This is a genomic window from Photobacterium angustum (assembly GCF_003026365.1).
Lineage (GTDB): Bacteria > Pseudomonadota > Gammaproteobacteria > Enterobacterales > Vibrionaceae > Photobacterium > Photobacterium angustum.
On sequence record NZ_PYOM01000011.1, the window covers coordinates 79940 to 95342 of the forward strand.

11 protein-coding genes are annotated in these 15403 nt (G+C 42.8%); 1 reads left to right on the top strand and 10 read right to left on the bottom strand.

The genetic code is table 11. The features are described 5' to 3' along the window. Positions 1-44: 44 nt before the first annotated feature. The 10 genes from CTN01_RS12805 to murJ form a co-directional block, all read right to left on the bottom strand. Positions 45-893 carry a magnesium transporter gene (locus tag CTN01_RS12805; RefSeq protein WP_107188458.1) on the bottom strand — a complete coding sequence of 283 codons (849 nt, stop codon included), beginning with the start codon at positions 891-893 and terminating at the stop codon, positions 45-47. 487 nt (positions 894-1380) lie between these two features. Then, entirely contained in the window at positions 1381-4599 is a 3219-nt protein-coding gene (gene carB / locus CTN01_RS12810; RefSeq protein ID WP_045149147.1) for a carbamoyl-phosphate synthase large subunit, read from the bottom strand. Positions 4600-4616: 17 nt separating this feature from the next. Further along, complete coding sequence (gene carA / locus CTN01_RS12815) at positions 4617-5756, bottom strand: glutamine-hydrolyzing carbamoyl-phosphate synthase small subunit (protein ID WP_107188457.1); 1140 nt, start codon at positions 5754-5756, stop codon at positions 4617-4619. 533 nt (positions 5757-6289) lie between these two features. Beyond that, on the bottom strand, positions 6290-7099 hold the full coding sequence (dapB, locus tag CTN01_RS12820; RefSeq protein WP_045149145.1) for a 4-hydroxy-tetrahydrodipicolinate reductase: 810 nt from the start codon (positions 7097-7099) through the stop codon (positions 6290-6292). A 113-nt stretch (positions 7100-7212) separates the two neighbouring features. After that, positions 7213-8160 carry a 4-hydroxy-3-methylbut-2-enyl diphosphate reductase gene (gene ispH / locus CTN01_RS12825; RefSeq protein ID WP_045128370.1) on the bottom strand — a complete coding sequence of 316 codons (948 nt, stop codon included), beginning with the start codon at positions 8158-8160 and terminating at the stop codon, positions 7213-7215. Between the two features lie 12 nt (positions 8161-8172). Continuing rightward, positions 8173-8607, bottom strand: a complete 435-nt coding sequence (fkpB, locus tag CTN01_RS12830) for an FKBP-type peptidyl-prolyl cis-trans isomerase (protein WP_045083744.1) — start codon at positions 8605-8607, stop codon at positions 8173-8175. Positions 8608-8850: 243 nt separating this feature from the next. Next, positions 8851-9372 (bottom strand): signal peptidase II, encoded by a 522-nt coding sequence (gene lspA, locus CTN01_RS12835; protein ID WP_045149144.1) that lies wholly within the window; start codon positions 9370-9372, stop codon positions 8851-8853. Then, positions 9372-12212, bottom strand: coding sequence for an isoleucine--tRNA ligase (gene ileS, locus CTN01_RS12840; RefSeq protein ID WP_045149143.1), 2841 nt, complete (start codon positions 12210-12212; stop codon positions 9372-9374). The genes lspA and ileS overlap by 1 nt, the downstream gene beginning before the upstream one ends. Positions 12213-12217: 5 nt before the next feature. After that, positions 12218-13180, bottom strand: a complete 963-nt coding sequence (gene ribF / locus CTN01_RS12845; RefSeq protein WP_045130287.1) for a bifunctional riboflavin kinase/FAD synthetase — start codon at positions 13178-13180, stop codon at positions 12218-12220. Between the two features lie 156 nt (positions 13181-13336). Continuing rightward, positions 13337-14896 (bottom strand): murein biosynthesis integral membrane protein MurJ, encoded by a 1560-nt coding sequence (murJ, locus tag CTN01_RS12850; protein ID WP_045149142.1) that lies wholly within the window; start codon positions 14894-14896, stop codon positions 13337-13339. Positions 14897-15104: 208 nt separating this feature from the next. Between murJ and rpsT the strand changes: the two genes are divergently transcribed. Next, positions 15105-15365 (top strand): 30S ribosomal protein S20, encoded by a 261-nt coding sequence (rpsT, locus tag CTN01_RS12855; RefSeq protein ID WP_005369583.1) that lies wholly within the window; start codon positions 15105-15107, stop codon positions 15363-15365. The last annotated feature ends 38 nt before the right edge of the window (positions 15366-15403 follow it).

A 15403-nucleotide genomic window follows, 5' to 3' on the forward strand; every position in this document is an offset into this window, starting at 1 on the left:
GAAAGATTCGAGAAATAGCGGCTTTTTTAATCCAAGCAGTCTTACTAACCGAAACCTAGCATCCAATTGACTGTCTTGAAGTAAATCACCATCCCTGTGATATCGACCATGGAAGCTAATACAGGGCTGACTAATACCGCAGGATCGAGATTTAATGATCGCGCTAGCATAGGTAAAATCCCACCAACGCTAGTAGAAATAACCACCTGAATAGCAATGGCGATCCCAATAGCAAATGCGATCGAGTCTAGTGTCATTCCTGCAGGTAACACCACATCCCCGCTAAAGAAAATCACCCGGCCAATGATCACTGCTGCAAGACTCAGCGCGATAATAATCGCAACTCTAAATTCTTTCCAAAGAACTAATAGCCAATCTTTTGAGCGTATTTCTTCCATTGCCAATGCTCGCACAACCAGTGTTGCAGCCTGCGAGCCAGTATTCCCTCCTGCTGCTGCAATCACCGGCATATAAATCGCAAGTAGGACTAATTGACTCAAGGTATCTTCATAGTGAGAGATAATTAAGCCTGAGACAATGCCCATTAAAGCCAGCCCTACAACCCAACCAATACGTTCTTTGACATGGTTTAAGACACTATTTTCTAAATAATGCCCAGTCGGTTCAACCTCTGAGCAAATCAACCCTAAACCACTGGCTAACTGACGTGCTCGTATGTCTTCTTTTAATTCATCTAAACGATCTAATAAAATTTGCACATGCCGCAATGGACATTCATGCAACATAGCTAAAGCATCTGCGACTGGCATTTTTGCCAATAATTGCGCTTGTTCATCTAGATCATATTTCAAAAAAGCATTACGTACTGCTAACGCCTCTTTTTGAGCAATATGGATTGTTGCAGCATAAGCTGCATAGTTCATTACCGCCATGGCGAATCTCCCGACTAGCTGTTTCTCTATAGAGAAAAGGTAACGACCACCACATTAACATTTACAATAAATCCTAGCGCACCACATAACGATACAACCGCGCCATCATGCGCAACGTGGATTTACAGCATATATTATGGATAAGTAATAGGAGGAAAATTACAGGAGATGTGTCAAAGATGAATAATTTCAAAAAGAGGGTTACGAGACATGACTCCGAGCCTGGCAGCACGGAATATACTATTTAATACCGTTACCTAGGCTAATTTTCCAGCTTCATACTGGGGGGATGGTCGGTATTGTTCATTAAAATATCCAAGAAGAATGCATCGCTTACTGCGACGCCAGTATCTTACGTTAATAAATCTGAACAGCAACTGATTAGACTTATGATATAAAATTCCCATGAGTTATATGTGATTATGTTTTTAACAATAAAAAAAGCCGAACGTTAATGTTCGGCTTTTCATTTAGTCGCTAGTATTACTTATTTAATACGTGCGTGAAGCTCTTGAACTGAAGACACTGTATTACGGTCATCCGCAGTATGTCCCATACAAGTTGCAAATCCCGCATTTAGGGTTGTAGTGTAGTTAACTTTTTCAGCTAGCGCACCACGACGAAGTACTTTTGAATCTTCAATCGCTTGACGACCCGATGCAGTATTTACAATGTAGGTGTATTCATTATTCTTGATACGGTCAAGAATATGAGGACGACCTTCATGTACTTTGTTCACTAGACGTGGGTTAATGCCAGCTTCACCAAGAATAACTGCTGTACCGTGTGTTGCATCTAATTGGTAGCCAAGCTTAATTAGCTTAGACGCTAAATCAACCACGCGTTGCTTATCACCTTCACGAACAGATAATAGCGCACGACCACCTTCAGGGTATTCTTTACCACAACCTAATTCAGCTTTAGCGAATGCTTCGGCAAACGTATTACCGATACCCATAACTTCACCTGTTGAGCGCATTTCAGGGCCTAACAATGGATCAACGCCAGGGAACTTGTTAAACGGTAGTACTACTTCTTTCACTGAGTAATACGGTGGAATAATTTCCTTGGTAAAACCTTGTGACTCAAGTGATTGACCAGCCATTACACGCGCAGCAATTTTCGCCAGCGGTGCACCTGTTGCTTTAGATACGAACGGTACGGTACGTGCTGCACGAGGGTTAACCTCGATAAGGTACACTTCGTTATCTTTTACGGCGAACTGGGTATTCATCAATCCGCGAACACCTAATTCAAACGCTAGGTTTTTCACCTGCTCACGCATCACATCTTGGATTTCTTTGCTTAGAGTATAAGCAGGCAGTGAACATGCAGAGTCACCTGAGTGAACACCCGCTTGCTCGATATGCTCCATGATACCGCCAATCACAACTAGCTCACCGTCGCAAATTGCATCAACGTCTACTTCCACCGCATCATCTAAGAAACGATCGAGTAGTACTGGTGATTCATTTGAAACGCTTACCGCTTCATTGAAGTAGCGACGTAGATCTTGCTCGTCGTAAACAATTTCCATTGCTCGACCGCCAAGAACGTAAGATGGACGCACCACTAATGGATAACCAATGTCACGCGACTTCTCAATCGCTTGCTCCATGGTGGTTACTGTTGCATTTTCTGGTTGCAGTAAACCTAAACGGTCAACCGCTTGTTGGAAACGCTCACGATCTTCTGCGCGGTCAATCGCATCTGGGCTTGTACCGATAATTGGCACACCTGCCGCTTCAAGTGCACGAGCGAGTTTCAGTGGTGTTTGACCACCGTACTGAACAATCACACCTTTTGGCTTTTCAACACGTGCGATAGCCAGTACATCTTCAAGTGTTACAGGCTCGAAGTACAGACGATCTGATGTGTCATAGTCAGTTGATACTGTCTCTGGGTTACAGTTAACCATGATAGTTTCATAACCATCTTCACGCAGCGCCAGTGATGCATGAACACAACAGTAGTCGAATTCAATACCTTGACCAATACGGTTTGGACCACCGCCCAGTACCATGATTTTGTCTTTGTCTGTTGGGTTTGCTTCACACTCTTCATCGTACGATGAGTACATGTAAGCCGTATCTGATGAGAATTCAGCCGCACACGTATCTACACGCTTGTAGACAGGATGAATGTCAAACTGATCACGTAGTTTACGAATTTCACTTTCGCTAACACCCAATAACTTAGCAAGACGCGCATCAGCAAAACCTTTACGCTTAAGCTTGCGTAATACTTCAGCATTTAGACCTGCAAAACCTGCCGCTTTAACTTGCTCTTCAAGTTTGATGATTTCTTCGATTTGAACCAAGAACCAACGGTCAATGTTAGTTAGGTTGAAGATACCGTCAACCGACATACCAGCACGGAAAGCATCACCGATGTACCAAATACGCTCAGCACCGGCTTCTTTCAGTTCATGTCGGATCTTGCTCATCGCATTTGGATCATCAAGATCAACCATTTCATCAAAGCCGTTTGCGCCAACTTCTAGGCCACGTAGTGCTTTATGTAATGATTCTTGTTGGTTACGGCCAATCGCCATAACCTCACCTACCGACTTCATCTGTGTCGTTAGACGATCGTTAGCGCCAGCAAATTTCTCGAAGTTAAAGCGAGGGATTTTCGTGACTACGTAATCGATAGTTGGTTCGAATGATGCTGGTGTTGCACCACCCGTGATGTCATTCATTAGTTCATCAAGGGTGAAACCAATCGCTAGTTTTGCCGCGATTTTTGCAATCGGGAAGCCTGTTGCTTTTGATGCAAGTGCTGATGAGCGAGATACACGCGGGTTCATCTCGATGATAACCATACGGCCATCTTTCGGATTAATACCAAACTGGACGTTTGAACCACCTGTTTCAACACCAATTTCACGTAGTACTGCAAGCGATGCATTACGCATTAATTGATATTCTTTATCTGTTAGCGTTTGCGCAGGTGCAACTGTAATTGAGTCACCGGTATGGATACCCATTGGGTCAAAGTTTTCAATCGCACACACAATGATACAGTTGTCGTTCTTATCACGAACCACTTCCATCTCATATTCTTTCCAACCAATTAATGACTCATCAATAAGGAGTTCATTAGTTGGTGAAAGATCAAGACCGCGAGAACAGATCTCTTCGAATTCTTCTTTATTGTAAGCAATACCGCCACCCGTACCACCCATAGTAAAGGATGGGCGAATGATACATGGGAAGCCAACCATATCGAGAACTTTGTAAGCTTCTTCCATAGTTTTAGCAGTATCGGCGCGAGGACACTCTAAGCCAATAGATTTCATTGCTTTATCAAAGCGAGAGCGGTCTTCTGCTTTATCGATTGCATCGGCTGTTGCACCGATCATCTCAACACCGAACTCTTCTAGTACACCATGACGCTCAAGATCAAGTGCACAGTTTAGTGCTGTTTGACCACCCATGGTTGGTAGTACCGCATCAGGGCGCTCTTTAGCAATGATATTACGTACCACTTCCCAGTGAATTGGCTCGATGTATGTTGCATCAGCCATGTCTGGATCAGTCATGATAGTGGCAGGGTTAGAGTTTACCAGAATAACGCGGTAACCCTCTTCACGAAGTGCTTTACAAGCTTGTGCACCAGAGTAATCGAACTCACAGGCCTGACCGATAACGATCGGTCCAGCACCTAGAATTAGTACACTTTTTATGTCAGTACGTTTTGGCATTTCTTACTACTCCCGGCTTAGGCGCTGTGTTTCTTAATTAATTCGATAAAGTGATCAAATAATGGTGCTGCATCATGTGGACCAGGGCTCGCTTCTGGGTGGCCTTGGAAACTGAATGCAGGCTTGTCGGTACGATGGATACCTTGTAGCGAGCCATCAAACAGGGATTTGTGTGTCGCACGTAAATTTTCAGGTAACGTTGTTTCGTCTGCAGCAAAACCGTGGTTCTGGCTGGTGATCATTACAACTTCACGATCTAAATCTTTAACTGGGTGGTTAGCACCGTGGTGACCAAACTTCATTTTTACTGTTTTTGCACCACTTGCTAAGGCAAGAATTTGGTGACCTAAACAAATACCAAAGATTGGAATATTTTTATCGAGGAATGTTTTGGTTGCTTCAATAGCGTAAGTACATGGCTCTGGGTCGCCAGGGCCATTTGATAAAAATACGCCATCGGGATTTAACGCAAGCACGTCTTCTGATGACGTTTGTGCAGGAACAACTGTTAAACGGCAACCACGGTCAACCAGCATACGTAAGATGTTACGTTTTGCACCAAAGTCATAAGCCACGACATGGTAAGGCAGCTCTTTATCTTCTTTTGCTTCTGGTAAACCATTTTCTAGTGTCCAAGAACCTTGCTTCCAGCTGTAAGTTTCGCTCGTCGTTACTTCTTTCGCTAAATCCATGCCTTTCAGACCTGGAAACGCTTTCGCTTGCTCAAGAGCAAAACCTTCATCGATGTTGTTGCCTGCGATGATACAACCGTTTTGCGCGCCCTTTTCTCGCAGAATACGGGTTAGCTTACGAGTATCGATATCAGCGATACCAACGATGTTTTGTGATTTTAGATAGTCAGAAAGAGATTGTTCAGAGCGGAAGTTTGAAGCGATAAGAGGGAGATCACGAATAACCAAACCTTGTGCATGAATTGCCGTGGATTCTTCGTCTTCGGTATTAGTACCGGTATTGCCAATGTGGGGATAAGTTAGGGTAACGATCTGTTGTGAGTAGGAAGGGTCAGTGAGAATTTCCTGATACCCCGTCATCGAAGTATTAAAAACGACTTCACCAACGGCCGAACCATCTGCTCCAATGGACACGCCGCGGAACACAGTCCCATCTTCAAGGACTAATAGCGCAGATTTGCTCAAGACAACCTCCAATAAAATAAAAATGCAATTAAAACAGATAAACTTGCAATTACCCATTCTTTTTCATATCAAAAACCACGTCTTACTGATTTTTGACAAATTGCGCAAATTCTATTGATCTGTTAGCAACCTGTCAACATAAGACCAAAAATAAAATCAAAAAATAACTATTTCAATGCAATTAAGCATCCAAAATGCGAAAATAACATGTTTAGTTGTATTTTTCAGTATCAACATCAAATCGATCCAAAGCGCAACCGTTTGCAATTAAAACCAAACCATTAACAAACCTAAACAATCAAAAAAAAGGCGCAAAAAACCAACAAAGCAAACAAAAACAATCAACTCATTAAAAAAAAACACCCAAAGCCACGTTTTACACAACAAAAACCTCAAACTCAGAGCGTTATTTAACCAGCGTTAAAATATTCCCATAAAACACAGATAAATTTATCTCTATTTGTATTTACAATATTTATTCGCACTTTATTCAGGTATAAAAAAACCTGCTAATCAGCAGGTTTTTCTCTCGCTTATAATGAATCAAGCCCTAAGACATCTTCCATGGTGTAGAAACCTGGCGATTTATCGTTAAGCCATACCGCCGCTCTCACCGCACCATTAGCAAATGTCATTCTGTCTGTTGCTTTATGCGTGATCTCTACACGCTCACCGATATCAGCAAACATGGCTGTGTGTTCACCTACTATGTCACCAGCACGAATTGTCGCAAAACCAATCTCATCACGAGTACGCTCACCCGTGATTCCCTCTCGAGCATAGACTGCAACATCACTGAGTTTATTGCCCATTGCGCCCGCAATCGCTTCGCCCATACCAATTGCAGTGCCTGATGGGGCATCCACTTTATGACGATGGTGCGCTTCGATAATTTCAATATCAGAGTAATCGCCCATCACTTTGGCTGCTTTTTCTAGCAACTTAAATACTAGGTTTACACCCACACTGTAATTTGGTGCCATCACAATAGAAATATCACGTGCAGCAAGATCAATTAACTCTCGCTCTTGCTCTGTAAACCCGGTTGTACCAATTACAATTTTTTTATTATGTTGCTGACAAAACTCAATATTTGCCAATGTTGCTACAGGTGCAGTAAAGTCAATTAACACATCAAAATCATCAAGAGCCTTGTTAAGATCATCAACAATGATCACATTGGCAATACCCGTTCCTGCTAACTCACCAGCATCAGCACCTACTAATGTAGAGCCTGCACGCTCAGTCGCGGCACCTAATTCTGCTTTCTCTGATAATTGTGTTGCTTTTAATAGCTGACGCCCCATTCGGCCAGCAGCTCCGGCTATCGCAATTCTTACCATTGCGTGCTTCTCCCTTGATGAATATATAATTATCTCAATACTGTAGCGGTTTTACAGACGATAAAAAAGCCCCAGCTTTCACTGAGGCTTATTCTGCACAAATCAATATGCTATTAGATATTCTTAACTTGTAACTCTTTTGGTACTTCAAAGAACATGTTTTCTTCACGACCTGATAACTCTTCAACATCAGAACCTGTGATTGTCTGAATTTGTTGAATAATTTGATTCACAAGCTCTTCAGGCGCAGATGCACCAGCGGTGACTCCAACCTTGGTTTTATTTTCAAACCAGCTTGCTTCTATATCTTCAACACAATCGGTCAGATAGCCAGGTGTTCCTAACTTTTCCGACAACTCTCGCAAACGGTTAGAGTTGGAGGAATTTTTTGAGCCAACAACAATCATTACATCAACCGTTTCAGCCATTTCACGCACAGCATCTTGGCGGTTCTGAGTTGCGTAACAAATATCATCTTTACGCGGCCCTTGGATCTCAGGGAACACGATACGCAAGCGATCAATCACATCTGCTGTTTCATCAACTGACAGGGTTGTTTGACTGACATAGTGTAAATTGCTTGGATCTTTAACAATTGTTTTTAACTTATCAACATCATCCGGTGTTTCAACAAGGTACATACCACCATCTTGATTAGCATATTGCCCCATTGTGCCTTCAACTTCGGGATGCCCTGCGTGCCCAATCAGTACTACTTCCATCGCTTTTCGACTAGCACGAGCCACTTCCATATGTACTTTTGTCACCAATGGACACGTTGCATCAAACACGGTTAATTGACGTTGTTTAGATTCATTACGCACCGCTTGTGAAACACCATGAGCGGAAAAAATAACGATATTGTCGTCAGGTACTTCACTGAGTTCCTCAACAAAAATCGCACCTCGCTGCTTTAGCCCTTCAACAACAAAACGGTTATGTACGACTTCGTGACGAACATAAATAGGCGGTTGGTACATTTCCAACGCACGCTCTACAATGCTGATCGCACGATCAACACCAGCACAAAAACCACGTGGGTTTGCGAGTAAGATTTTCATCAACAATTGCTCTTAACTTTCAATGGAGACAACCTCCACCTCAAAGGTGACAGCTTGCCCTGCAAGTGGATGATTGAAATCAACAGTAACAGAATCACCCACAACGGCTGTAATTATTCCGGGAATATCGTGCCCATCGGGACCAGCAAAGGCGATAATGTTACCCACTTCAGCAGGAGCATCAGCACCAAATTTAGCTAAATCAAGATGGTGGATATTATCGGGGTTAGGTAAACCAAATGCATCTTCTGGTGATAGTTCAAATGTACCTTTTTCACCAATAGTTAACCCTAATAAACACTTTTCAAAATTGTCAGTTAAACTGCCATCTCCCATGCGAAACATTGCAGGCTTACCTGCGGCATAAGTAGATTCCGCAACCGATCCATCATCAAGTTTAATGGCAAAATGCATCAGCACTTCGCTGTTATCTTTAATCACCGACATAGCACATCCTTTTGTATGATCGTCTTATTGTTCTAACAACAAGTCGATCACTTTATTTTAATGTTCCCATTTAACAATAAACCATCGTGCGTATCAACGGACAGGCACTAAGGTTTTACATTTGTACCACTCGATTTGTTAAATTAAGAATAAGACGTTAACACGCACAGATAAAAAAACGCAGCTCATAAAATGAGCTGCGTTTAATATTGACGTGTTATTAATTCCGATAAAAGTAACTAATTACGATTTCGCTTGCTTATCTGACTTAAAACCATCAAGTATCAGCAAAACCGCACCAACACATATTGCACTATCAGCAATATTAAATGCAGGCCAATGGTAGCTACCATAGTAAAGGTCTAGAAAATCAACCACAAAACCATGATACATACGATCAAATAAGTTACCTAATGCGCCACCAATAATTAATGCATAAGCAATATTAGCGATTTTATTTGTCGCTGGTGTACGACGCATCCAATACATTAATAAGCCACAAACACCAAAGGCAATAGCTGCAAATAACCAACGCTGCCAACCACTTGCGTCACTTAAAAAACTAAACGCTGCACCAGTATTGTGCACATAAAGTAAATTAAAAAACGGCAGTACTTCGATCCGGTTTGGCCAGCCATAGCCCATCATGTCCATCACTAACAGTTTGGTACCGTTATCGATGATAAATACCAGAACCGCTAACCATAGCCAGCGGATGCCAGATTGTTTAACTGTTAGCGATTGCTTCAGTGCTGTACTTGTCATTATGCAAACTTTCTCTTTTCGCCTTCGCCATCGATGTTAGTTGCACAGCGACCACAAATTTCTTCATGACCTGCAATTGTGCCAACATCCGCAACATGGTGCCAACAACGCTCACACTTCGCTGCTTCAGATGCTTTAACCGTTACGAATAAACCTTCAATATCGGTTTCTTGCGCATTTTCAGGTTTGCTATCAGCAACAACAACTTGAGCTTTAGATGTTAATAGAACAAAACGTAGTTCGTCTTCTAACTTATTCAGCTTCTCAGCCAATTCGGCATTAGCAGAAAGAATAACCTCAGCCTGTAGTGAGCCACCGATCACTTTTTCGCTACGCGCCGTTTCAAGTAACTTGTTCACCGCGCCACGAACTTGTTGGATTTCAGCCCAAAACTCATTGCTTAGCTCTTCGTTATCAGCAAGACCAAATAGACCATCGAACCACTCACCAGTAAACACGAACTTGTCACGTTGACCTGGCATTTCGTTCCAAATTTCATCAGCTGTGAATGACATGATAGGTGCCATCCAACGAACTAATGCCTCTACAATGTAGTAAAGCGCAGTCTGACAGCTACGTTGAGCATGGCTTCCACGTTTTGCTGTGTATTGACGATCTTTGATTACATCTAAGTAGAATGAACCCATTTCAATAGAACAGAACTGCATTAAGCGCTGTGTTACTGCGTGTAGGTTGTAATCTTCGTAATCTTTGATGATTTCTTCTTGAGCTGCCATTGCACGACCAACAGCCCAACGATCAAGTGCGACCATTTCTTCAGCTGGAACACAGTCAGTTTCAGGGTTGAAACCGCTTAAGTTAGCTAAGAAGAAACGTGCCGTGTTACGAATACGACGGTAAGCATCGGCTGAACGCTTTAAGATCTCATCAGATACAGCAACTTCGCCAGTGTAATCAGTCGAAGCAACCCATAGACGTAAAATATCAGCACCAAGCTTATTCGTTACATCTTTTGGTGCAACGACGTTACCGATAGATTTAGACATCTTACGGCCTTGACCATCAACAACGAAGCCGTGTGTTAACACTTGCTTGTACGGTGCTTTATCTTTCATCGCTACCGATGAAATCAATGAAGACTGGAACCAACCGCGGTGTTGGTCTGAACCTTCAAGGTAAAGATCCGCTGAGTGACCGTTAAATTCTGGACGGCTATCAACCACTGAGAAGTGCGTAACACCAGAGTCAAACCATACGTCTAGTGTATCTAGTACTTTTTCGTAATTTGCAGCATCTTCTGCGCTCATCACATCTGCTAGTTCTAGATCCCACCAAGCTTGAATGCCTTTTTGCTCAACAAGCTGTGCTACTTTTTCAATTAGCTCAGACGTTTGAGGGTGAAGCTCTTGCGTTTCTTTATGGATGAATAGTGCAATTGGCACGCCCCACGTACGCTGACGCGAGATACACCACTCAGGACGACCTTCGATCATACCTTCAATACGGCTTTGACCCCACTCAGGCATCCATTGAACATTTTTGATTTCACCCAATGCTTTCGTACGTAGACCTGCTTTGTCCATAGAGATGAACCATTGCGGCGTAGCACGGAAGATAATTGGCGTTTTATGACGCCAGCAGTGTGGGTAGCTGTGCGTGATTTTTGAGAAATTCAGCAGTGAGCCGTGCTCACGTAGTACTTCAACAACCGCTTCATTTGCTTTAAATACGTGTTGACCTGCAAAGATCTCAGTATCTGGTAGGTAAACACCATTGCTGCCCACAGGGTTTGCAATTTCAAGATTGTATTTTTGGCCTACCACGAAGTCTTCTTGACCGTGACCAGGAGCGGTATGTACACAACCGGTACCTGATTCAGTCGTTACGTGCTCACCTAAGATAACAGGCACATCAAAGCTGTAGAATGGGTGGTTAAAGCGAAGTAGCTCAAGCTCTTCACCTTTACAGAAACCAAGGATTTCTGATTCTTCAAAACCAACACGACCCATTACATCTTTTACAAGCTCTGCCGCTACGATTAAACGTTGAGGCTGAGGATGTGCTTCTGTAACTGGTGTTTGTACTAATGCGTACTCAAGATCAGCACTTACAGCTACTGCGCGGTTAGCAGGCATTGTCCAAGGCGTTGTTGTCCAAATAACAATAGACACATCGCCTTGACCTTGATCAGCCACACAACCAAATTTAGCTAATACCGCCGCTTCATCTACCGCTTTAAATTTCACATCGATAGATAGAGATACTTTATCTTGGTATTCAACTTCAGCTTCAGCCAGTGCTGAACCACAGTCAGTACACCAGTGAACAGGTTTAAAACCCTTCAACAAGTGATCGTTATCAGCGATTTTACCTAACGCACGAATAATGTTGGCTTCGGTATCGAAGTCCATTGTGCGGTAAGGCTTGTCCCATTCACCTAGTACACCTAGACGAATGAAACTTTCTTTTTGACCGTTAACTTGACCCGCAGCATATTCACGACACTTTTCACGGAATTCAGCTGCTGTCACTTTTTGACCTGGCTTACCAACTTTTTTCTCTACCATCAATTCGATAGGTAGACCATGGCAGTCCCAACCAGGGATATACGGTGAGTCAAAACCAGACAGAGTCTTTGACTTAATAATAATGTCTTTAAGAATCTTGTTTAGTGCGTGACCAATGTGAATATCACCGTTAGCGTATGGAGGGCCATCGTGTAATACGAAAGATTTTTTACCTTTCTTTGCTTTACGGATTTCACCGTAAAGATCTTCATCATACCAACGCTTAAGCATTGCAGGCTCACGCTGAGCTAGGTTGCCTCGCATCGGAAACCCTGTTTCAGGCAGGTTCAGGGTATCTTTATAGTCGCTCATTGATTCTAGATTCCGTTACTTGGGCGAAGTTGGACATTATTACGCTCAGACAGCCACACCCGTGCTGTTTGAGCATCTCGCTCGATTTGGCGTTTAAGCGCATCGAAGGATTCAAATTTCTTTTCGTCACGCAATTTATGGCGCAACACGACTTCTAGCTGATGTCCGTAGAGATCAGCGTGAAAATCAAATAAGTGTACTTCCAGTTGTTGACGTACACCTTTTACGGTTGGTCGATGACCAACATTAGCCACCCCCATCACAGGGCGACTATCTGCACCATACACTTCAACAGCATAAACACCAGCTACCGGCGTTACACGTCGTTTTAAAGGTATATTGGCAGTAGGAAAACCAATCGTTCGACCTAGCTTTCGTCCATGAGAGACACGTCCGCGAATACTGTAAGGTCGACCGAGCATCATTTCAGCTTGTTCAAGTTCGTTATTTGCTAGTGCTTGACGAATGGCAGTGCTGCTTACTCGCTGCTCTGAAACACAAAAACTTTGGGTGCTTACTACCTCAAAGCCATGTTTTCGTCCCGCTTCCACTAGCATGGAAAAATCACCATTACGGCCTTGTCCAAAGCGAAAATCATCGCCAATAACAAGAAACTTAACACCCAATTGCTTAACCAACAAGCACTCGACGAAATCTTCAGCACTCATGGTGGCAAAATGATGATTAAAATTCACACATAATAAACGATCAATACCGACCTTTTTTAGCTGTAAATATTTATCTCTAAAACGGGTTAAGCGTGCTGGCGCTTTATCACCTGCGAACAATTCTAACGGCTGAGGCTCAAATGTCATTACCGTTGCGGTAAGTTGCATCGCATGGGCTTTAGCTACCACTTGACGTAGCAATGCTTGATGCCCTAAATGAACACCATCAAAGTTGCCGATAGTCAACACACAGCCATGATGCTGGGGTTGAATATTATGTATACCTCGAATTAATTCCATGCGCTCTGTTACTTACCACTCATCAATATTCACACGCTAAAAGATGCAAACAATCAAAATCCGTCTTTAAAGCTAAAAACTCCGCCGCTATTATTGCGGAAAATGTTGCCTTTCTACAGTAAAGCTGGCGGATTATATACTACTCAACGCTTGCAATCAGCTATCTGTACGCAGATGTCGTGGGCGAATGCCTAAAATCATCGCAATTATTAGATAAACACCACTGCCTATTGCAATTAAACCAAACAACCAGCCGACACGTTCAAGCAAATGAAAACCTAACCACTGTTCCATTGTTGGGCTTAACCATAACAAGCTTGCCACCATTAAAACGCCAGCCACAGCAAGTCGCAGAACAAAAAATAATGTTTGACGGCTAATGCGATAAATATTGCCTACATGCAAGCCTCGGTACAATAGCGTAGCGTTTAACAATGCCGATAAAACACTGGCAATAGATAAACCCACATAACCGTAAAATGGTGCAAACATACCGTTAAACACCATATTACTCACCATCGCAATAATACCAATTTTTACAGGTGTTTTAGTATCTTGACGTGCGTAATAGCCGGGCGCAAAGACTTTAATCAGCATGTAATTTAATAGACCAGCTGATACAACCCATAATGATGCTGCAGTTTGATTCACATCGTAAACGCTAAATTCGCCGCGCATAAACATTACCATCAACATAGGTTTCGCCAATGTGATCATGCCAAGCATGGCGGGAATGCCAAGCAGTAGCACCATTCTAACTCCCCAGTCCATCGTTTGGGCGAATTGTTCTGGCGATTTATCAACGTGTTTACGTGAAAGCGCAGGTAATATCACCGTTGCAATAGCAATACCAAATAAACCAAGAGGAAACTCTAATAAACGATCAGAGTAATACAGCCAACTGATAGAACCCGTCATTAAGAAACTAGCAATGAAGGTATCAAGCAATAAGTTAATTTGGGTAACAGACACACCAAATAGCGCAGGTAACATCAGTTTGCGAATTTTTGTCACACCCGGATCATTCCAGCCCCATTTAGGGCGAACTAAATATCCTTCACGATACAAAAATGGCAATTGAAAGCCAAACTGCACTAAGCCACCAACGAAAACACCGATAGCTAAACCAATCTCAGGTTGAGCAAGATGTGGAGAAACAAACCACGCACAACCAATAATAGATATGTTTAAAAAAACCGGGGTAAACGACGATATCGCAAATTTACCTAACGTATTTAATATCGCGCCAGATAAAGCAACAAAGGTGATAAACCACAAATATGGGAAAGTGATTTTTAGTAACAAGCTTGCAAGTTCAAATTTTTCTGCATCAGCCCCACCGTGAAGCCAATCCCAGAACCAACCAAAACCGAATAACGCCGTCACAGCGCCGGAGCCTAACACCCCAAACAATGTAACGAGCGTCACAATGCCGCCTAGCGTACCTGCCGCTTTTGCAATCAACTCTCGTGTTCGATCAACATCACCTGCTGCATGGTATTCAGTCAATACAGGTACAAATGCTTGCGAAAAAGCCCCTTCGGCAAAAAGACGACGCAGAAAGTTGGGAATTTTATTTGCAAAGAAAAAAACATCGGCCGCAGCCCCTGCTCCCATAAGGTTAGCAACCACCACATCTCGGACTAAACCGAGTACGCGAGAGACCAAAGTCATGGCGCTAACTATCATTCCAGAGCGTAAAAGACGCTTACTCACAAAAAAACCTCATAAAAGATGGCTCAGAAAGGTGACTTCTGATTCCAAATGCTGGTAAAATCTGCCGCCATATTAACCGTGTTAATCCGCAAGTGCCAACTTGATTGGTCTGGCGGTTATTCGCACAAATCATTTGACAATTACAAAGAACCAAGGCATAGTCCTCGGCCTTAAATTGTCACCGTACCAAGATTTGGGAGTTACACCCTTGGCAAATATCAAATCTGCTAAGAAACGTGCACTAACTTCAGAAAAACGTCGCCAGCACAACGCTAGCCGTCGTTCTATGATGCGCACTTTCTTCAAGAAAGTAATTATCGCTATTGAAGCTGGTAATAAAGAAGCTGCAACACAAGCTTTCGTTGAAATGCAACCTGTTATGGATCGCATGGCTACTAAAGGCCTGATCCACAAAAACAAAGCTGCACGTCATAAAGCTCGTCTAGCTGCTAAAATCAAAGCTCTTTAATTTTTAATTATTGAGTTTAGATTTAAAAAAACCGACCT

What these genes read in the sequence shown, in the direction of transcription:
- ispH (WP_045128370.1), bottom strand. Translation starts at nt 8,160, where the DNA reads ATGAAAATCTTACTCGCAAACCCACGTGGTTTTTGTGCTGGTGTTGAT.
- ribF (WP_045130287.1), bottom strand. Translation starts at nt 13,180, where the DNA reads ATGGAATTAATTCGAGGTATACATAATATTCAACCCCAGCATCATGGC.
- carB (WP_045149147.1), bottom strand. Translation starts at nt 4,599, where the DNA reads ATGCCAAAACGTACTGACATAAAAAGTGTACTAATTCTAGGTGCTGGA.
- ileS (WP_045149143.1), bottom strand. Translation starts at nt 12,212, where the DNA reads ATGAGCGACTATAAAGATACCCTGAACCTGCCTGAAACAGGGTTTCCG.
- dapB (WP_045149145.1), bottom strand. Translation starts at nt 7,099, where the DNA reads ATGGTAAGAATTGCGATAGCCGGAGCTGCTGGCCGAATGGGGCGTCAG.
- CTN01_RS12805 (WP_107188458.1), bottom strand. Translation starts at nt 893, where the DNA reads ATGGCGGTAATGAACTATGCAGCTTATGCTGCAACAATCCATATTGCT.
- lspA (WP_045149144.1), bottom strand. Translation starts at nt 9,372, where the DNA reads ATGACAAGTACAGCACTGAAGCAATCGCTAACAGTTAAACAATCTGGC.
- fkpB (WP_045083744.1), bottom strand. Translation starts at nt 8,607, where the DNA reads ATGTCGGTGATTAAAGATAACAGCGAAGTGCTGATGCATTTTGCCATT.